This is a genomic window from Taibaiella soli (assembly GCF_003236175.1).
Lineage (GTDB): Bacteria > Bacteroidota > Bacteroidia > Chitinophagales > Chitinophagaceae > QKTW01.
Genome location: NZ_QKTW01000022.1, coordinates 191,103 through 210,199 on the forward strand (window position 1 = coordinate 191,103; position 19,097 = coordinate 210,199).

A 19,097-nucleotide genomic window follows, 5' to 3' on the forward strand; every position below is an offset into this window, starting at 1 on the left:
TCTCTACGAAACGGACTGAATTCTTCTTCTGTTTTTATACGTACTGATCAACCAGAGCAGCAGGCTAAAAGCCAATAATACTGCGACGTGCAGCCAGATGGAGCCAATGCCGAGATTGCGGAGCAATAATTGATTGATACCATCAAGCGCCCAGTGCAAAGGCGAAAGCACCGCGATTTTTTGCATCAGCGGTGGAAGAATATCTACCGGAACCCAGATGCCGCCTAATGCAGAAAGGATCACAATAGAGATAGCGCCGAATGACAAAGCCTGATTGGCGGTTTTAAAAATGGAACCGACAAAATAGCCGTAAGAAGTTGCGGCTAATGCGATGGCAATAACCATTGGCAATAACGCCACGGGTTGTGAACCGAGATATAAATGGGAAAGTCCGAATAATGGTAATACCCAAAGGCCTATGCCGAGCATCAAAATAAACTGGACCGTGCAAACGATTACGTAAAACAAAATCTTACCCGCAGCTACAGGTCGTAGGGAGTTTGGTATGAGTGCAATGCGCAGTGCACTGCCTTCTTCGCGTTCTTTGATCATAGATCCGGCAATGGTAACCACGATGAAGAACATGCCGAAAATAGCCCAGGCAGGTACATTGTGCTGTACCGAATTGATCTCTGTTTTATGATAAGACATGCCGTCGAGCTGTTGCTCTTTGACGCCAATGCCCTGAAATATCTTTTTGAAATCTGCGGAAGGTGCGGCGGTGTCGCCTGTAGTACGGCTGATTCTCGAAAGCCGTTGTACTAATACTTCGCTGCAGGAATAGGTCACATATTTATCCAGCGCAAAACTTACCGACATGCGGAATGTTGGTTTCGTCACAGGATCAAAATACATGCGCACATACATACTGTCGCGGCTGCTGCGGGTAGGTAAAACGCCCATGCCTAGTTTCTCCGCAATATTGTTGGCAACCAGATTGGCTGAATTGGCAATTTCTGCAGTAGCGCCTTTCGGTATCACAATGCCTACACGGTATTTGCCATCATGCAATAGTGTTTTTAATTTTTCTTCTGAAAGCAATTGCCCGTCGATGCTGTCAATCACCCGGAAGTTCGGACTTTGACGGAGTCCATTTTTAATTTCAGTCGCCACACTTCCTTTGTCATTGTCTGCAAACAGCAGATCAAAACGGATTTCCTGATAATCGCGGAAAGGAGCGTCCTGTACCAATGCCATTACAATAATGAGCAATGCAGGCATGAGCAACAGCAATGCCAGACCAGCAACGTCGCGGCGCAGCAAGGTCCATTCTTTAATGATCGTGGCAAATATCTTTTTCAATAATGATTGTTTTTTCGGCCTCCTCTAGCTCCTCCAAAGGAGGAGAACTTCCAGCGCGAGTTAATAAATGTTGGGTACTCATAATTGACAATTGACAGTTACTCGTGTTTTGTACTCACAATTGACAACTCACAACTCACAATTGACAACTCACGGCCCCTTCGACTCCGCTCAGGGTGACAAACAGTGTGCGCCATTGACATTTGACGTTTCACGTTTCACTATCATTCACCATTCACCAGTCACCAGTCACCAACTAGTTCCCCGGGATGACCCACATTTTGTCACAAACGTGAGTATTCTTTTGTTTCCCGCAAAGATGCATAAGGGGCAAAGCCGCAAAGCACTTATATTTTAAATCAATTGACAGTTGACAGTTACTCGTGTTTTGTACTCACAACTGACAACTCACGGCCCCTTCGACTCCGCTCAGGGTGACAAACAGTGTGCGCCATTGACATTTGACGTTTCACGTTTCACTATCATTCACCATTCACCATTGACCATTCACCATTCACCAACTAGTCCCTCAGCGAATGCCCTGTATAATGTAAAAAGACCTCTTCCAGATTCCGGCAGTCAGGTGTTTGTCTGATGAGTTCATCCGGGGTTCCTTCCATTACCAGTTTTCCTTCATCAATAATGACCACTTCATCACAAATTTTCTGCGCTTCGTCCATCAGGTGTGACGTGTACAAAATGGTTTTTCCGGAGCGGTTATATTCTTCCAGAAATTCCAGAATCAACGCCCTTGATTGTACGTCGACGCCGGCAGTCGGTTCATCGAGAATCAATAATTCAGGTTCGTGCAGCAGCGATGCAATGATATTCGCACGGCGGCGCATCCCACCACTATAGCGACCTACACGTTTATCCGCATGTTTTTCCAGACCAAGACGTTGCAGTAAATGTCCTGCATGATCATTGATACTTGTTTCGGGAAGTCCATACAGACGACCGATATAGCGAAAGTTTTCCCACGCAGTCAGATTTTGAAACAATGCTACCTGCTGTGGTACCACACCAATATGTCCGCGCAATGAGACGGTATCTTTAATGCAGTTTTTCCCGTTGATAAATGCAGTGCCGCTGTCAGGTACAATTAAACCACAGAGAATATTGATCGTGGTAGATTTTCCGGCGCCATTTGGTCCCAGCAATCCGGTGACTTTGCCCGCATTCACCCGCAACGAAAGGCCGTCTAACGCCGGAGTCCAGGAGCCTTTGTATTGTTTTTTCAGGTTGTTGATTTCTATCGCGGGAGCCATGAATTGCAAAGCTGATTAAAATGAGGGGAATTTTAAAATGCAAACCGGAAGATTGTTTCTTTTTCAAGTCACAATCTTCCGGTAAATGCGTTCACTATATTAGTTATAGCTCAGTTCTTTGATTACTTTTTCCGGCAGTGCAGGCAGCAGATTGCGTGGCAGCAGGAAAGAAGTCAGCTCGGCCAGCTCTTTAAACACATAGTGCGAATCAGCCGCGGCACGCAGATATTCTGCACCGGTGCTGCCGCCTGTACCTACGCGTTTGCCAATAGTGCGCTGCACCATATGGATATGACGGTAACGCCACATTGCCATCAGTTCATCAACTTCCAGCAAAGTATTCAGCAATTCATAAGGCAGGTGCAACAGCGGATGGTCGCGATAAAGCATGATGAACAACGCACTGCGGTTGGCCTGTGCACTGAAGCGGCGTTCAGCAGGGTAGTCCTTATCGTTTATGAACAGTTTCTCAAAAGCAGAGAGGTTGGCCATTTCTACTTCGGACAGACTGTTTTTATACACTTCGTAATATTTATCCCAGAAAGAGTTGTTGTCGCCGTTGTGTTTCCAGTACGGATCGTCCTGTACATAAGGCATACGTTCCAGCCATTGGTTTACCAGCACCAGAATCGATTGCTCAGACTCTGCTTTTTTCACCAGTTCAATATCATATGGATTGAGCTGAGAAAGGTAATAACCTTTACCATGACGCTGATCATAGCTCAGACCAAGGGTTGCTTCAATCATTTTAAACTGAATGCTCTGGAAGCCGGAAGCAGGGCGGAGCAAATCACGGAAATCGAGGAAATCGAGCGGCGTCATTGTTTCCATCACGTTCATCTGGCTCACTGCGATTTCCAGAATACGGCAAACGCGGTTGAGACGATGTACAGTATTATAAATATCCGGCGCATTGTTAGGAATGCTCGGTTGTTTGAAGATATCACGCACAAGGCTCAGCTCATGCAGGATCTGTTTAAACCAAAGTTCGTATGTCTGGTGGATGATGATGAACAACATTTCATCATCTGCACGGATGCCTTCTTTCGCACTTTCAGGTTCCTGTGCATTCAAAATTTTTTGCAATTGCAGGTACTCACTGTAATAAACGGGAGCGCGTTCCTTCTTTTCCATGCGGTTAAATTAGTAAATGTTAGGACAACGGAAAAATACCGGACAAAAATATCCGATTTAATTGCGGATTTCGTGATTAAATGTGCTTAATGTGTTTAATGTGCATAATGTGTTTGTTCATGATTTTTGTTCCAATTTGGTTGTACTCGTGTTTGTCACCCTGACGGAGGAAGGGTCCCGCGTTGTGTGTGTCTATATTATTGCGGGATCCCTCGTTGCCTCGGGACAAATAAACGCGAGAACCTGTGTTGGAAATGTGATCAATGTGGCGAATGTGTTTAATGTGTTTGTTTATGATTTTTGTTCCAATTTGGTTGTACTCGTGTTTGTCACCCTGACGAAGGAAGGGTCCCGCGTCGTGTGTGTCTATATTATTGCGGGATCCCTCGTTGCCTCGGGATGGCAAATAAACGCAAGAACCTGTGTTGGAAATGTGATCAATGTGCTTAATGTGTTTAATGTGTTTGTTCATGATTTTTGTTCCAATTTGGTTGTACTCGTGTTTGTCACCCTGACGAAGGAAGGGTCCCGCGTCGTGTGGGCCAATGTTCTCGCGGGATCCCTCTTTCATCGGGATGACAAACAAACGCAAGAACCTGCGTAAATACACATTATCCGCATTCGCCACATTCGCCACATTCACCACATTACCCACATTCACCACATTAATCACATTCACCACATTATTCCATCAGCGATTCACCTTTCCCAACCGCAAATACACCGGCCAGATCATTTTTTTCACTTCCGTCTTATCCCAGACAGCGGCCAGTTGCGGACGGATGATGTCAATCGGATCTTCCTTTTTCTGTTCGCGATAGTGATGTACTGATGACCAGGTGCCGAGATAGCCGAGTAATTGGTCTAAAGTCCATTCATCCGTCAGATCGAAAATAGGCGAGGGGATTTCCTGGAATGGAAATGGGATTGTGGTGTATGCCTCATCAATGTACCGGCGTTCTTTATCCCAATAAGGACCAACTGTATCGGTATAAAAATGTTGAATGATTTTATCGGTCGGCGGATCGATGGTAACAACGTTGTAAGTCCATGCGGCGAACAGTGCACCGTCTCTGGCTACGCGCCGCACTTCTGCATAAAATGGGTCAAAATCAAACCAGTGTATCGCCTGTGCGACCGTGATCAGATCAATACTGTTGTCCGGGATTTTGGGGGCGTCTTCTGCCCTGGCTTTGATGTATTCAATATTGTCTTTGTGCCGGGCCTTATTAAGTTGCTCCTGACTGATATCCGAAGCATAGACTTTGGTAAATTTCTCGGCGAGCACTGTCGCTACCTGGCCATTTCCCGTGCCTACGTCCCAGGCGTTTTCAAAACGACTGACGTGCTCGTATAAAAATTGAAAAAGGCTGAGCGGGGAAAGCGGACGATAACGTGCGTAAGTATCAGCAACGTTCGAAAAATTATCCATGATCTCTTTCATGATGCTTCCGGTTTTATATGATAAAGTTATTTAATCTTTTTCGTAACAACGGCGATCGGTATTATCTTTATGCGGTATCTAAATGACAGTAAGTATGGAGCGGAAGAGTAGCTTTTTACCAAAAATTCCGGCAGACAAGATCACGACAAGAAAGGCATCCGGAAATGATTATGAGTTTTTTGAATTGCTGACGGAACCGCTGCATGCGGAAATGTACAGCCGTCAGAATTTTGATTTTATACAGGAATTATCGCAGGGACAGCAACTTTTCCTTTCGTACGATTATGTGCGGATGCAAGTGATGCAGGGGGGCTTTATCCAGTTTATCCAAAATGGCTATGTAAGTCTGTTACTGCCTATGCCCGGATGGCTGACGAGTATAGGCGCGAATGAAATGGCACAATTGCTCGACGATGTATTAAAGGCTTATGTAACAAATATCGACGTGCTGGAACGGGAAACAACGGTAGAAGAATTTGCGCAGCTTTATGATCAGCTGCCAGAATTTGCCATACTCGATGAAGAATTTAATAGCCTGGACGAATCCACAATACACACAATGGCTGTTTACGCAGCCGCGCATCTGGAGGAGTTCGTTGCGTTTTAAGTCAAAAGTCAAAAGTCAAAAGTCAAAAGTCAAAAGTCAAAAGTCAAAAGTCAAAAGTCAAAAGTCAAAAAGTCAAAAGTCAAAAGTCAAAAAGTCAAAACATGCAACGTCGCGTTTGTCATGTCGACGGTAGGAGACATCCCGCGTAATGTAGCTGTTTCGCGCAGAGAACATTAAAAAAGCGAAGTCGCAAAGATGATCTTTGCGACTTCGCTTTTTACGTTTCACCATTCACCATTCACCATTCATCATTCACCACTCACCACTCACCATTCACCATTCACCATTGACCATTCACCATTCACGATTTCACCACCAGTTTTTTCACCACTTTTTGTGCGCCGGTTTGGATTGTGACGATATACATGCCCGCCGGGAAAGATTTTACGTTGAAATCTGTTTTAGATACACCGCCAGCTGTTTGCTGCAACAGTGTTTTTCCCGCGAGATCTGAAATGCTGATCATCGTTTCTTTTACCTGCGGATTGTTGAGTGTTATGGTAACAAATTCTGTTGCCGGATTTGGCGCGATCTGAATTTGCGTTAGTTTATTTTCCACCGTTGGAACCGAGAGTTCGCAGGCAATTTGTAAAGCTGTTTCCAGCACTTCATCACGGTGATCACGAACACCCGCAATGGTAGGTAATGAAGGCACGTCCGGGATGATGCCGATCCGTTGGGTGCTATCGCCGTTCGGATAAAATATGCCCAGATTTGTATAGCCAAATTGAAGGTCGGGTGCAATGCGGAACCAGGAGACATTCCCGTCTGCTCCGGCCGTCTGGCTGCCGACTTTTATGGAATTAGGCATATGACCGAGTATCATACAGGTAAATTCTGCCTGACTTTGAGTTTCTTCATTCATTAGAATAATCACTTTTCCCTGATAAGGAGTCGCTGCTCCGTTTGGTCCTACTACATCGTGGTACCAGTAAAAGACTCCGGGATAAGTGACATCTGGCTGGGTGATCGCGGAGAATTCCATTGGTTGCGGATACATAAGCTGTGCAATGTCCCAGGCGGTTTCATTAGGGTAATTACGGAGGTCGAAGATGATCGCTTTTTTATTTTTCAGATCGTCGTACATCTGCGGTACATCAGCATCCTGCAATTGCCCCATATTCACATAGCCAAGGTCGCACTGAATCGTTTGCCAGGATACGGTTGCCAGTGAGTCGTTAGGGTAATAGTCATACCAGGAATTATAAGGATAACTATTCGCCGTTTTAGAAATAGTGTAATCATTACCCGCACTATCTTTTAGCACAAGAGTCATGTTTGCATTGTAATCATTGCCGAGCAGGGTTGTTTCCATAGAGCGGTGAAATACTGCGGGATTGCCAGCTGAAATATAAGGTCGCAGACTATCTTCCATTTGAATCGGTGTCAGGCCATTTACCGAAACAATTACATCGCCTCTGCTTACTTCACTATAATATGATTTCACAACCGTGTATTGCCCGGCGATATATTTTAATTGCAGCATCGGTGTGAAAATTTTAGGTATATACGCGCTGGCATTGCCTGCCCAGGTGAGACCGTAGGCGTGGGCATCATTTAGTCGCGTGGCCACTTTTATCGTTAGTGTACTAAATGTGGTGGCGTCCGGTGCATCGGCTATCTGCGGTGCATATTCATATAAGGTGCTGTCCCAGGGATGGTCGAGCGCATTATTATAAGGATAGAAATAACGGATGATATTCCACACTTTATAAAATGCAAGCACACGATTTGGCTCGTCGGGGTAGTTGGTGAAAAGCGGATTGCTGCGCATCAGACTATCGTATGGAAATATCAGCCATCCGCTGTAAGCGCCGGTGTAGTAATTGTCCTGCACGTAGCAGATCGGGTGTGGCCGGAAATTATTTTTAATAGTATCCAGCATTGTTTTTACATCGCTGCGAATTAGCGGATCGCTAAACCAGGAAAAATCACGGTTGAATTTTAGCTCCGGCGCTATGGTATCAGGAAACGGTGTGTTCGAAAGTGCCATAGGTCCGGCTGCGGTCAGCATGCTATCCAGCAGATCATTAAAATCATTGTTGGTTGCGGCATTTTTTATCGAAGGCAGATAGTGAACCAGCACACTATCCCAATTTACCATACAATTAGAAACCGACGAATGATAATAGCGGGCAAAACCCCATATTTTACCGGTGATGTACAGCTTCTGCTGGTAAGTTGGTGTTTGGGCAACGGAAGAAAAACAAAACAGTAATACACAGAAAAGAGTTGACAGTTTTTTCATGAGGATCATTTTAGGTGAGTAATGCAATATTTAAATTTATGCATAAACGAATATTCATATGTATGTATGACGGAATTATGGCATTGGCATTACAATCAGAAGAGAAACATTTCCATCGCAGCCCTTTAAAGCGGTTTGATCCGAATCCACATTGAATTTTGCACCTCAAAGCTGCAATTTGCACCTCAAAGCTGCAATTTCCGGCTCAGCGCTAGCTTTTTGTACCTCGGAGCTGCAATGTTCCACCTTTGAGGTACCTTTTTCTAGCTTCGAGGTGCAATGTTTCACCTTCGAGCTAGCTTTTTGTACCTCGGAGCTGCAATGTTCCACCTCAGAGGTACCTCTTTCCTGCTTCGAGGTGCAATGTTCCACCTTTGAGCTAGCTTTTTCTACCTCAAAGCTGCAATGTGCTACTTCAGAGGTACCTTTTTCCGGCATCGAGGTACAATGTTCCACCTTTGAGCTACGATTTCGAAGTTCGAAGCATCAATTTTGTAGCCAGGAGTTGAGCACAATAAGTTGTGTGGGTTTTAATACAGTAATGCCTGCCGCTTTTTGTTTTGCCAGCCGGCTTCGCTTTTCCATTCGGTAAAATAAATAATGAGATCAGCATCCGATTTCCACTCCGTGAAATAGATCGTCTTTTTGGCTTCACCTTTGTATTCTGTGAAAAACCAGATACCGTTATTATCTCTGGCATCTACCTCGCTGGAATATTTTGCTTTGTAAACAACCAGATCGGCCTCCGATTTCCATTTGGTGACATAGACTTTCACATCAGCATCGCCCTTATAAGTGGTAGAATATATTTTTTGTCCTGGTGAAGAAAACGGCACCACAATTGCCATGACGGAAATCACGGAACAAAGCGCAGAAAATGTTGTTTTTTTGTGGCGCATAATTGCGGGTTGTAGCTCAAAATTAGAAAATTCAGCGCCGTAAACATGTTAATGTAAGTAATGAGTACAAACGAAAATACATACGCCGTTATCGTAGCCGGAGGGCAGGGAACCCGCATGGGCACCGCATTGCCGAAGCAGTTTTTAGATCTGGATGGTAAGCCAGTATTGTATCATAGCATCAAGGCATTTGCAGATGCGATGCCAGGCATTCACCTGATATTGGTTTTGCCTGCGCATCAGATTAGTTATGCGCAAATGATATTGCAGGCATTTGAGCAACGCATTGATCTGACGATTGTGGCTGGTGGCGAAACACGTTTCCACAGTGTGCAGAATGGTTTAAATGCGATATCCGGCGAAGGCATTGTATTTATTCACGACGGTGTGCGTCCGCTGGTTTCGGCTGCGTTGATTCACCGCTGTTATGAAATGGCTCTGGAAAAAGGCAGCGCCATTCCGGTCACACCTGCGATTGACAGTATGCGAATGATTAAAGGAACCGACAGTGAACCGGTAGACCGCACGCAATTGCGCATTGTACAGACACCGCAAACATTTAGAACAGATGTTATAAAACCTGCTTTTGAACAATCGTATAACGCTGCATTTACAGATGAAGCCAGTGTTTTAGAGGCTTCCGGAAAAAAAGTTTATCTGGTAGAAGGAGACCGTAGTAATTTGAAAATCACAACTCCTGAAGATTTATTAATTGCTGAAGTGTTGATTAAAAGCATGTTCTAATAAAAATTTGGGAATAAAAAACGAAATAATTAAAGATAATTTCGCGCCAAATCCTTTTTAAACGTCTTAGAATCTTCAATTACTCCGTATGAAAAAAGCTTTGTTTACAGCATTGCTGTGTTTTTCTGTGTCCTGCATTTTCGGACAACAATTTATGTGGACTACGAGAGCGCCTATGCCTTCCCCCCGACACTCTATGAGTTGCGTAGCAATTAACGACACTATTTATGCTTTGGGTGGTAACAACGGTACTACCACACTCGCTACAGCTGAAGCTTACAATGTACAAACAAATACCTGGCGTACACTGCCACCTATGCCGGCAGCCTGCGCAGAGATGGTTGCAGAGCAGGTGAATGGCAAGATTTATATCATGGGCGGCTATGATGCAACACAGGGCGGTAGTCTTAGCTCATTATTCATCTATGATCCGGCAACGAACAGCTGGAGTACCGGCGCTTCTATGCCTGGCCCAAGATCGCAGATGGTTTCTTGTACGCTCAATAATAAAATTTACGTAACGGGCGGCTGGCCTAATTCCTATACGAATCTTTTTATTTACGATCCGGCTACCAATACCTGGACCAGCACAGGAAATGCGTCGCTGACGAATGGCGTAATGCAGGTTAACTGCGGTGTGGCTGCAAACGGTCATTTTTATGTACTGGGCGGACGTTATGGTACGACGCCGGTAAACTACAACCAGGTTTATGATACTACAACGAACAGCTGGACTACCAAAGCGGCAATGCCTGCACCGATTTTTGTTTGCGCAGCTGCATTTTATCGCGATAAAATTCACGTTTTAGGCGGCGGTACCGATTGGGAGGGTTATTTCAATCTCCGCAACAGTCACTACGAATATGATCCTGTAGCTAATATCTGGACTGCAGATTCAAGCATTCCGATTAAATTATCCCGTCAGTCGGCAATTACCGTTCATGATACGATGTACATGCTTGGCGGTAATGGCAACAATGCGACAGCGACGACCAATTATGCATCGGGTGTGGTTTATGCGTATACGCCGTTGCCTGTTTCCACTGCAGTAAACACTGTTGTTGCAGAAAAACTGATGTCTTTCTATCCGAATCCGGCAACGAATCAGGTAAATATTACGCTGGAGGCAAATAGCGGTGCTTCGGAAAACACCGTGTTGTTAAGAGATTATTCAGGGAAAATGATCATCGCTCAAAACTTCGCCGGAAATACAGTATCCATTAATACCAGCAATATTCCATCCGGCATTTACCTGCTGACTGTTGCTAATGGTTCATCCGCGACTACAGAAAAGCTGGTCATCATGCACTAATTATATTTTTACTCATTGTAAAACCTGGAACTTATCAAACGGTTCCAGGTTTTTTTATGGATGCTCACCAATTCTGGCACGCATTTTATTGTGATAGCTTGTAATTTTGAATGACTTATAATTTTGAAAACGACGTACTTGAACGATAAACGCTACTACATCCGCAAACGGCAATCTATGGCAATATTGTTGCTGATTGCTTTGCTTTTTCCAGCTTCACCGGCTTTTTCCCAGGCAAAAGATGTACAGGGTAAACAACCAACTCAGGGCAAAGACAGCAGCATTTTCGACCTGCCGATACAAATGGATGAGGTGACTGTCAAAGCCGCTCGCGGCGGGTGGGATATAGAAGGGTTTATCCGCCGGGTAAAAACAGATACTACTTTTTACAAAGCGTTTCGCGCGTTGCATCTTGTGTCTTATAAAGCAGCCAACGATATAAAGATTTTTGATAAAAACGGCGGCACCGAAGCTTCTTTAAATAGCAGAACAGAGCAGTTTGTCAATGGCCGCTGTCGCAGCATGAAAGTGCTGGACGAAAAAACGACCGGTGATTTTTACAAGAATAATGGCGATTACCGCTATTACACGGCTGCGCTTTATGCCTCTCTATTTTTTACAAAACCAGGTCAGGAAGTGTGCGGTGAAGACGATATCATTGCCGGGCACGCGCTGGAAGCTGAAGGCAAAGGAGCAATGGAGAAAAACAAAGCCCAGCTCAAACAGCTGATCTTTAATCCCGGAAGTCCGGTAAAAGGTGTTCCTTTTGTTGGAAATAAAGCCGGCATTTTTGAGCCGGATATCGCTAAGATGTACAATTTTAGACTGCAATCGGTTGAGTTTGAAGGGGAGGAATGCTATTTGTTTGCAGCCGTTCCCAAACCAGAATATTCCTCCCAGGTTGTCTACAACGAACTGAGTACCTGGTTCCGGAAATCAGATTATGCTATACTTGCCCGGAACTATTCACTTTCTTACCATACCGTCGTATTTGATTTTGATGTGCGTATGAAAGTCCGTCTTCAAAATGTGCACGGCCGATTACTCCCGTCCAGTATCGATTATAATGGGAATTGGTATGCGTTTACCAAAGGCAGGGAACGGAGTGCGTTTACTGCTGTGTTCACTTACTAAATGTGGGGGAATGTGTTTTAATGTGATAAATGTGATGCCCATACCATAATATAGAATGTGGAAATATGGAATGTGGGAAATGTGTTTTAATGTGATAAATGTGATGCCATACCTTAATATATAATGTGGAAATATGGAATGTGGGAAATGTGTTCCAATGTGATAAATGTGATGCTCATACCAAAATGTAGGATTTGGGGAATGTGTTTTAATGTGTTTTAATGTGATCATGCAGTTGGTGTGATCGTATCGGATGTCGGAGGACGTACCTAACACATTCATCACATTAAAACACATTAAACACATTAAAACACATTAAAGCACATTAAAACACATTCATCACATTGGAACACATTAACCACAATAAAGCACATTAAACACATTCATCACATTAAAACACATTCCCAAAGCACATTCCCCGCATTAAATAAGTATCTTCGCTGATCCAGAATGATTTCCCAGAATTCCATAAATGAAGTGTTGGCACGGGCTGATGTGATTGACATCATCGGGCAGTTTATAAGGTTGAAGAAAAGAGGTGCGAACTATATCGCGAATTGCCCTTTTCACAACGAGAAAACACCTTCATTTTATGTGTCTGCGGCCAAAGGCATTTATAAATGTTTTGGCTGTGGCAAAGGCGGCAACGTGGTTACATTCATACAAGATCACGAAAAACTCACGTATCCTGAAGCCATTCGCTGGCTGGCCAGTTATTACAAAATAGAACTGGAGGAAACGGAGAAAACGCCGGAGCAAAAAGAACAGCAGCTGGCAGAAGAAAGTCTGCGCATTCTCAATGAATATGCTGCGACTTATTTTCAGGAAAATTTAATGACCGACGAAGGCCAGGCGATCGGTCTTTCGTATTTCAAACAACGTGGTTTCCGGAAGGATACGCTGGAGAAATTCCGTTTGGGCTATTGTTCCGAAAGCGGTGAAGCTTTTGCCAAAACGGCTATTCTGAAAGGTTACAATGTAGCCTTGATGGAGAAATCCGGATTGGTCAAGAACCGCAATGGTATGTATTACGATTCATACCGCGGTCGTGTGATTTTTCCGATACAAAGCATGACCGGCCGCGTGCTGGGTTTTGGTGCCCGTATTCTCAAAAGCAACGAGAAAGCGCCGAAATACATCAATACACCGGAAAACGAACTCTACATCAAGAGCAAAGTGCTCTATGGCATGTACCAGAGCCGGCAGACAATCAGTAAGCTGGATGAATGTTTTCTGGTAGAAGGTTATACCGATGTGATTTCATTGCACCAGGGCGGCGTAGAGAATGTTGTCGCGAGCAGCGGTACTTCACTGACTGAAGATCAGTTGCGGTTGATCGGGCAGCTGACTAAAAACCTGACCATCCTTTATGATGGTGATAGTGCCGGTATCAAAGCAGCGTTGCGTGGTCTTGATATGGCCCTTTCACAAAGCTTCAACGTGCAGCTGGTGCTTTTGCCGGAAGGCGAAGATCCGGATAGTTTTGTGCAAAAATCCGGTGCTGCGCAGTTTCACGAGTATGTAAAAACACATAAGCAGGATGTAATTGGTTTCAGGCTGGAAGTCGGCATGAAAGAGGTTGGTACTGATCCTGTCAAGAAATCGAAGTTGGTAAATGAAATTGCAGAAAGCATTTCGCGTATCAATAAAGCCGAAGATTTTGCGTTGCAGGATTATTTTATCCGTACCGCGGCAACAAAGCTGGCGGTTGATGAAAACGGACTGGTAACGCTGGTTAATAAATACATCCGCGAGCGCCTCGATCAGGAAAAACGGCATCAGGAAAACAAGCAGGTCCGTAATATCCCAGAGCCAGGACCAGAACAATTTGTAGAAGACGAGCATGGTTATACAGTGCCGTCGTCGCAGCCAACGGACGATCCGCAGGAATGGGAACTGGTGCGTGTATTGCTGGAGCATGGCTACAAGCCGATGGGAGAAAACAGTAATGTAACGACTACCATCAACGAACGTATTGATCCGGATTTGATCGATAGCCAATTGGCACGGCAGATCTACGACCATTATTATAATTATCTTGCATCTTACCATACTTCACCAGAGCTGAGTTATTTCACCAACTTCCCCGATACGAGCGTGCAGCAGAAGATGACCTCTTTATTGCACATCAGAAATGAGATTAGCCCTAAGTGGAAAGAAAACTATGGTATCGAAGCCCTGCACGGAGAGCTCAACTACATCAATGAAGTGGAGAGCTGTCTGATCTATTTTGAAATCAAAAAGCTGAAAGCCGTATTGGCAGAAGTTTGGGTACGGATAAAAGAAGAGAAAGACCCACAGCGTATTTCCATCTTGCAGCAATCAATCATCCAGCTGCAGAGAGATCTGGCGGATATTCTGAAAAAAAATGCCACAGTAGTTTTCAGGACTACGCAGCGGTAGCAGAAAATTCAAAATTCAAAATTCAAAACAAGGCCAGTGTTATTTCGTGTCATGTCGAGGGAACGAGATATAGCGAAATTTAGGACGCTTGCGTTTTTAAGCAGTAAATTCCTGGGTTGACGTTTTTCAGAATTCATCGCTCACCTTCGCCATTGCCTATTCACGCGATTTTTGCTAATTTCATCGCGTATGAAAACGCCTTCCTATGCTTCGAACCACCGCCTTATTTTTATTAATCCTTTTTGCTGGCAATCTTTCTGCGCAACCCATTTCTTACGTAAAACCCACGACGCCGGCTGCTCAGGATACTGCATTTAACCGCGGTTCCGGTATTAAATCAATTGCAGTTTCAAAAACTAATTTAAAACGTCTGACGAATTTGGGGGAGGTTTGGGGTTTTCTCAAATACTATCATCCTGCGGTTTGTTCCGGACAGTTTAACTGGGATGCACAACTATTCCGTTTTTTGCCACGCTATCTAAAAGCTTCGGATGACGCTGCTGCTTACAAGATGATTGAAAATGAGCTGGACAGTCTGGGTGCAGTAAAGCTCTGTAAGAAATGCGGGGAGAAGGAAAAAGGAGAAATTCTGCAAGCAGATTACGGACATATTTTTGATAATGGAAATCTGCCGAATTCCCTGACAACGAAATTGGGTTTTATTCGAGACAATCATTCAGAGGAAGGGGAGCATTACTATATCGCGAAAATCAAAAATGTTGGTAATCCGGAATTCAAAAATGAGATTGCTTACGATGGTGACATCTATCCGGATGCCGGTTTGCGTCTGCTTGCCTTGTATCGCTACTGGAACATGATCCAGTATTTTTATCCTTACAGAGATGTGATTGGTGAAAAATGGAGCGATGTGTTGCTGCGGCTAATACCTGTTTTCATCAATGCAAAAAATGTGACCGATTACGAGATGGCTTGTGTTGCGCTTGTGAACAGCATTCATGATGGCCATGCCAGCATTGGACTGAAACGTGTTGTTGTCGAAAACTATTTTGGGAAATATATCACGCCGCTGAGAACTTCATTTATTGAAGGTAAACTGGTTGTTGTGGGCAATTTCATGGATACCCTGAATGTCGCTGCTAATTTTCAAAAAGGGGATGTCATCGAAAAAATAGACGGGATGTCCGTTGAGCAGCTGGTCAAAAAATATTTGCACCTGATGCCGGGTTCGAATCAGCCTTATCAATACGCGGTGTTGTCGTATCCTACCGGACCATTATTCCGGAGTGCAAAACCAATTGCGCATATCCAGATTAGACGAAATGGTGCATTAAAAACAATTACGCAACGCAAGTTTGATGCCGGCAATTATAGCAAAACTATTTTCGAACATCTCCGGAAAATTGGTCAACCAGATTCCGCATTTCAGGTGTTGCCGGGAAATATTGGTTACATCTATCCTGCATTGCTTAAGCAGGACGATATTGATAAGATCAAGCAAGATTTTTTGAATACCAAAGGTCTCATTATCGATTTGCGTTGCTATCCTGCGACCTTTATGCCATTTGTTTACGGGCAATGGCTGAAGTGTGAGTCGTCTGTTTTTGCAAAGGCGTCTACTATGAGTTTACGGAGACCGGGCAGTTTTTATGACGATCCAATCCCGCCTAATGGGGAGCACAATCCCGCGTGTTATAATAAGAAGATTGTGATCATCGTCAATGAAAAAACGATGAGTCAGGCCGAATACACCACCATGGCGCTGTCAACGGCGGCTAAAGTGACCGTTCTTGGTAGCCAGACAGCGGGTGCTGACGGCGATATTTCGGCTATTGTTTTACCGGGAGATATTAAAACTGCTATTTCCGGCGTCGGTATCTTTTATCCGGACGGCAGTGCTACGCAAAGAAAAGGTGTGAAGATTGACAAAGAGGTAAAACCGACCATTAAAGGAGTGGTTGCCGGGCGTGATGAATTGCTGGAAGCTGCTCTGGCGATCATTGGTAATTAGCTCAGCTCTGCTCTGCAATTTTACCACCTATAACTTAAAACGAACAATTTATAACCTACTTCTTAGTTCACATCAAACCATACCGGGTTTTTATCGTCCCAGTCGCCGTTGTAATTGATGGTTAGCTCCTCGTTTGCGTTGATGTCACGAACGGTTGTTATCGTAATGGTTGTTGCTTCGTAGTCCATTAAGTATTCGCAGTTGGAATTGTAGGAATGGTTGTAGATAGAGACATAACCCAATGCCATGCAGCATTTTTTCTCTTCATTGGGCAGCCATTCAAAAATATAGTCGTGGAGCAAAGTCTGGTCCAGATGAAGGCGGTCCAGATTGTCCATTACAATAACCGGTGCTATTTCAATGATTGTGTGTGCTGGAATATCGGAAGCGGAAAAAACACCTCGTCCCTTTCCTTCGATATCGTCGATATAAAGTTTATTGTAAATCATTGTGTACACAAAGATACGCACCAATGTAAAATCTCTGCGAGGAAGTTCTTTTTATGAACCGTTTTTATAGTTTTGCGGCCAAATAAAATTATATATGAATTTTGGTTACACACTCAAAACCATCCTGGTAAGCCTTATCCTTGCCTTGCCCTTGCTGTCTCATGCTCAGGATGACGAAAATCGTCACCGGTGGACAGAACGTTTCGAAATCGGTTATTCATTCTGCCTTTCCTCTGCAACATTCCAGTACAAAGAACACAAATTCGACAGCGAAAGTTTAACGGTAAGCGATAGCACGCACAGCGATAAAATCACTTCTAAGGGTGGTTTCGGCGCCACGCTCGGCACGTACTTCCCGATAGCAAAAATCGGTACCCGAGGCAGTCTTGCTATCAGCACTACTTTCCTTTTTAATGCGATTGCGTGGGAGCCAGGTGGCTTTAGCTACTCATCCAACAGCCAGACCGGTACTACTTCTACAGGGTCCGGAACAATGGAAATGGCATTGCCGATTGGTGTAGATTATAAATTCGGTTGTGATGCGATACAAGATAAAAGCAGACGTTTTTGTTATTCCCTGGGTGCTGGTTTTTATCCGTCTTATACCATGACTGTTTACAAAGGTAACAATGGTACTGCCGGCCACCTGCTTCCTTATCTGAAAGGCGAAATAGGCTTTTTTGCGGGCATCTGCTTTAAAGCGCGTGCCACGTATTCTTTCGGTAATATTAAGTATGTCAGTTACGAAGAAAGCGGAGGTAATACAGCCATCAACCTGTCTGGTAAATCTGGCCTGACGCTTTCTTTGATTATGATGCCAATGTCGTGGAAATGGGGCAAAGCAGAGTGGTGGAGATAACAAGAAAATCAAAAGCATTAATCTTCTAAAGAGGTACTGCATCTTCAGATACTGCAAACGAAGAAAGCTCAGCAAATCCTTGCTGAGCTTTCTTGTTATTGTACCGGTTTAACTAAGAGTACCGTTTCGCTTGTGTCTATGTATTTTAACTCCTTCATCAGCTTAGCTTGCGGTTGGGCAAGTTCAGTGGCTCTGTCGCGACAAAATCTATAATAGATGGTGTCTTTGGTGAATAGTTTGGTATAGTAAAATGCTGCAGAGTCTCTATTCCCCACAATTTCAAAGTAGTTGCCCAGGTTCCAGTAATAATCATAATTGATGGCAGCGGCAGCTTTCAAATCCGATAATGCGTCTGGATATTGCTTTAGTTTAATATACGCACCAGCCCGGCCTGCTAAATCCCGTGGGGATTGCATATTTAATCTTTGGGCGGCAGTTCCGAATTCGATAACAGACTTCTGAAAGCTATCCATTTTATAATAGATATTTCCCTTTAGGGCGTGCAATTCATCTAGCTGATCCAATTCCAACGTTTTACTATTTAGTAAGCTATCAATTTGGGAAATGGCTTTTTTCTGATCAACCGTTGCCAACGCTTTTAGGTTTGCTTTCTCCTTCATCCATTTTCGCGCCTGCTGATTTTGTTCAAGAAGCGTTTTAGAAGTTGAGGATCTGACTTCGGCCATAAATTCCTCGTCATTGGATGAGGTATTGGTACAACTTGCAAGGATAACAGGTAAAGCAAGGACGGCCAGTGAAACTCTTATTAGTTGAAATCTTAGCATTTCAGTGAAAGTATCAAATAAAAAAGTCCCCACGATATCGTGAGGACTTTCTTCTATCATTTTAAAAGTTAAAACTCGTTTTTAGGACTGGCGAATACTTCTTTCTGCGCCAGGATTCCCATTTTGCCTTCCTTTTCAGAGACAATCTCCAATTTTACTTTAGTGGTACCGGCATCTGTAAAATCAAGTTGCTCGGCGGCTACACTCGCCAGGTCAATCAGACGCTGGTTGTTGGCAGCCATTCTATCGTTGATGCGGACATAAACGATACGGCCATTTGCAGCATTTGTTACTTTAACATAAGTACCAAGTTGCAGTTTGTTGCAGGCCGCAGTGTATTTGTCGTTATCGAAGACCTCACCAGTAGCAGTGCGGCGACCTTCGAATTTGTCGTGATAGAAACTGGCAACACCTTTTTTGTTATTAGTGTTTGCCGGCTTTTGACCGTACAAATGAAGACCAACTAAAAATAAAACTGTAGTTATTAACAAACGCCTCATACTCTATTGTGTTTTCGCAAATATATGGATAATACTACGG

General features: G+C 44.0%; 16 protein-coding genes. 7 read left to right on the forward strand and 9 right to left on the reverse strand.

The annotated features are described in order from the left end of the window. Positions 1–3: 3 nt before the first annotated feature. The 4 genes from DN068_RS16695 to DN068_RS16715 form a co-directional block, all read right to left on the reverse strand. Positions 4–1,302 carry an ABC transporter permease gene (locus tag DN068_RS16695; protein WP_111000079.1) on the reverse strand — a complete coding sequence of 433 codons (1,299 nt, stop codon included), beginning with the start codon at positions 1,300–1,302 and terminating at the stop codon, positions 4–6. A 521-nt stretch (positions 1,303–1,823) separates the two neighbouring features. Continuing rightward, positions 1,824–2,570 carry an ABC transporter ATP-binding protein gene (locus tag DN068_RS16700; protein ID WP_165836428.1) on the reverse strand — a complete coding sequence of 249 codons (747 nt, stop codon included), beginning with the start codon at positions 2,568–2,570 and terminating at the stop codon, positions 1,824–1,826. A 99-nt stretch (positions 2,571–2,669) separates the two neighbouring features. Further along, positions 2,670–3,704 (reverse strand): tryptophan 2,3-dioxygenase family protein, encoded by a 1,035-nt coding sequence (locus tag DN068_RS16705; protein ID WP_111000080.1) that lies wholly within the window; start codon positions 3,702–3,704, stop codon positions 2,670–2,672. A gap of 691 nt (positions 3,705–4,395) precedes the next feature. Next, the gene (locus DN068_RS16715) at positions 4,396–5,148 is read right to left on the reverse strand and encodes a class I SAM-dependent methyltransferase (RefSeq protein ID WP_207798992.1); all 753 of its coding nucleotides are present in this window, start codon (positions 5,146–5,148) and stop codon (positions 4,396–4,398) included. A 94-nt stretch (positions 5,149–5,242) separates the two neighbouring features. Here DN068_RS16715 and DN068_RS16720 point away from each other — a divergent pair, with 94 nt between their 5' ends. Further along, positions 5,243–5,755 carry a DMP19 family protein gene (locus tag DN068_RS16720; RefSeq protein WP_165836429.1) on the forward strand — a complete coding sequence of 171 codons (513 nt, stop codon included), beginning with the start codon at positions 5,243–5,245 and terminating at the stop codon, positions 5,753–5,755. A 301-nt stretch (positions 5,756–6,056) separates the two neighbouring features. On the opposite strand, the gene DN068_RS16725 is transcribed toward DN068_RS16720, so the two are convergent. Both DN068_RS16725 and DN068_RS16735 read right to left on the reverse strand, forming a co-directional pair. Continuing rightward, positions 6,057–8,003 carry a T9SS type A sorting domain-containing protein gene (locus DN068_RS16725; protein WP_165836430.1) on the reverse strand — a complete coding sequence of 649 codons (1,947 nt, stop codon included), beginning with the start codon at positions 8,001–8,003 and terminating at the stop codon, positions 6,057–6,059. 530 nt (positions 8,004–8,533) lie between these two features. Continuing rightward, the gene (locus DN068_RS16735; protein ID WP_207798994.1) at positions 8,534–8,902 is read right to left on the reverse strand and encodes a DUF6150 family protein; all 369 of its coding nucleotides are present in this window, start codon (positions 8,900–8,902) and stop codon (positions 8,534–8,536) included. 60 nt (positions 8,903–8,962) lie between these two features. Between DN068_RS16735 and DN068_RS16740 the strand changes: the two genes are divergently transcribed. The 5 genes from DN068_RS16740 to DN068_RS16760 all read left to right on the forward strand — a co-directional run bounded on the left by DN068_RS16740 (position 8,963) and on the right by DN068_RS16760 (position 16,464). Further along, entirely contained in the window at positions 8,963–9,646 is a 684-nt protein-coding gene (locus DN068_RS16740) for a 2-C-methyl-D-erythritol 4-phosphate cytidylyltransferase (protein WP_111000085.1), read from the forward strand. 88 nt (positions 9,647–9,734) lie between these two features. Beyond that, positions 9,735–10,958: a Kelch repeat-containing protein gene (locus DN068_RS16745; protein WP_111000086.1), complete on the forward strand. Its 1,224-nt coding sequence runs from the start codon at positions 9,735–9,737 to the stop codon at positions 10,956–10,958. A gap of 138 nt (positions 10,959–11,096) precedes the next feature. Beyond that, complete coding sequence (locus DN068_RS16750; protein ID WP_111000087.1) at positions 11,097–12,092, forward strand: hypothetical protein; 996 nt, start codon at positions 11,097–11,099, stop codon at positions 12,090–12,092. Between the two features lie 450 nt (positions 12,093–12,542). After that, positions 12,543–14,495 carry a DNA primase gene (gene dnaG, locus DN068_RS16755; protein ID WP_111000088.1) on the forward strand — a complete coding sequence of 651 codons (1,953 nt, stop codon included), beginning with the start codon at positions 12,543–12,545 and terminating at the stop codon, positions 14,493–14,495. A gap of 205 nt (positions 14,496–14,700) precedes the next feature. Then, positions 14,701–16,464: a S41 family peptidase gene (locus DN068_RS16760; protein WP_111000089.1), complete on the forward strand. Its 1,764-nt coding sequence runs from the start codon at positions 14,701–14,703 to the stop codon at positions 16,462–16,464. 62 nt (positions 16,465–16,526) lie between these two features. Here DN068_RS16760 and DN068_RS16765 read toward each other — a convergent pair whose 3' ends face one another. After that, complete coding sequence (locus DN068_RS16765) at positions 16,527–16,913, reverse strand: SET domain-containing protein (RefSeq protein ID WP_111000090.1); 387 nt, start codon at positions 16,911–16,913, stop codon at positions 16,527–16,529. Positions 16,914–17,007: 94 nt separating this feature from the next. Here DN068_RS16765 and DN068_RS16770 point away from each other — a divergent pair, with 94 nt between their 5' ends. Beyond that, positions 17,008–17,772 (forward strand): hypothetical protein, encoded by a 765-nt coding sequence (locus DN068_RS16770; protein ID WP_111000091.1) that lies wholly within the window; start codon positions 17,008–17,010, stop codon positions 17,770–17,772. 95 nt (positions 17,773–17,867) lie between these two features. Here the strand turns inward: DN068_RS16770 and DN068_RS16775 are convergent, their stop codons facing one another. Both DN068_RS16775 and DN068_RS16780 read right to left on the reverse strand, forming a co-directional pair. Then, positions 17,868–18,617 carry a tetratricopeptide repeat protein gene (locus tag DN068_RS16775; protein WP_111000092.1) on the reverse strand — a complete coding sequence of 250 codons (750 nt, stop codon included), beginning with the start codon at positions 18,615–18,617 and terminating at the stop codon, positions 17,868–17,870. 8 nt (positions 18,618–18,625) lie between these two features. Further along, positions 18,626–19,057, reverse strand: coding sequence for a septal ring lytic transglycosylase RlpA family protein (locus DN068_RS16780; protein ID WP_111000093.1), 432 nt, complete (start codon positions 19,055–19,057; stop codon positions 18,626–18,628). Positions 19,058–19,097: the final 40 nt, after the last annotated feature.

Excerpts from the sequence above, each read along its gene's own strand:
- DN068_RS16760 (WP_111000089.1), top strand. The coding sequence starts at position 14,701 with ATGCTTCGAACCACCGCCTTATTTTTATTAATCCTTTTTGCTGGCAAT.
- DN068_RS16735 (WP_207798994.1), bottom strand. The coding sequence starts at position 8,902 with ATGCGCCACAAAAAAACAACATTTTCTGCGCTTTGTTCCGTGATTTCC.
- DN068_RS16775 (WP_111000092.1), bottom strand. The coding sequence starts at position 18,617 with ATGATAGAAGAAAGTCCTCACGATATCGTGGGGACTTTTTTATTTGAT.
- DN068_RS16770 (WP_111000091.1), top strand. The coding sequence starts at position 17,008 with ATGAATTTTGGTTACACACTCAAAACCATCCTGGTAAGCCTTATCCTT.
- DN068_RS16740 (WP_111000085.1), top strand. The coding sequence starts at position 8,963 with ATGAGTACAAACGAAAATACATACGCCGTTATCGTAGCCGGAGGGCAG.
- DN068_RS16720 (WP_165836429.1), top strand. The coding sequence starts at position 5,243 with ATGGAGCGGAAGAGTAGCTTTTTACCAAAAATTCCGGCAGACAAGATC.
- DN068_RS16715 (WP_207798992.1), bottom strand. The coding sequence starts at position 5,148 with ATGAAAGAGATCATGGATAATTTTTCGAACGTTGCTGATACTTACGCA.
- DN068_RS16700 (WP_165836428.1), bottom strand. The coding sequence starts at position 2,570 with ATGGCTCCCGCGATAGAAATCAACAACCTGAAAAAACAATACAAAGGC.
- DN068_RS16780 (WP_111000093.1), bottom strand. The coding sequence starts at position 19,057 with ATGAGGCGTTTGTTAATAACTACAGTTTTATTTTTAGTTGGTCTTCAT.
- DN068_RS16725 (WP_165836430.1), bottom strand. The coding sequence starts at position 8,003 with ATGAAAAAACTGTCAACTCTTTTCTGTGTATTACTGTTTTGTTTTTCT.
- DN068_RS16745 (WP_111000086.1), top strand. The coding sequence starts at position 9,735 with ATGAAAAAAGCTTTGTTTACAGCATTGCTGTGTTTTTCTGTGTCCTGC.
- DN068_RS16705 (WP_111000080.1), bottom strand. The coding sequence starts at position 3,704 with ATGGAAAAGAAGGAACGCGCTCCCGTTTATTACAGTGAGTACCTGCAA.
- dnaG (WP_111000088.1), top strand. The coding sequence starts at position 12,543 with ATGATTTCCCAGAATTCCATAAATGAAGTGTTGGCACGGGCTGATGTG.
- DN068_RS16765 (WP_111000090.1), bottom strand. The coding sequence starts at position 16,913 with ATGATTTACAATAAACTTTATATCGACGATATCGAAGGAAAGGGACGA.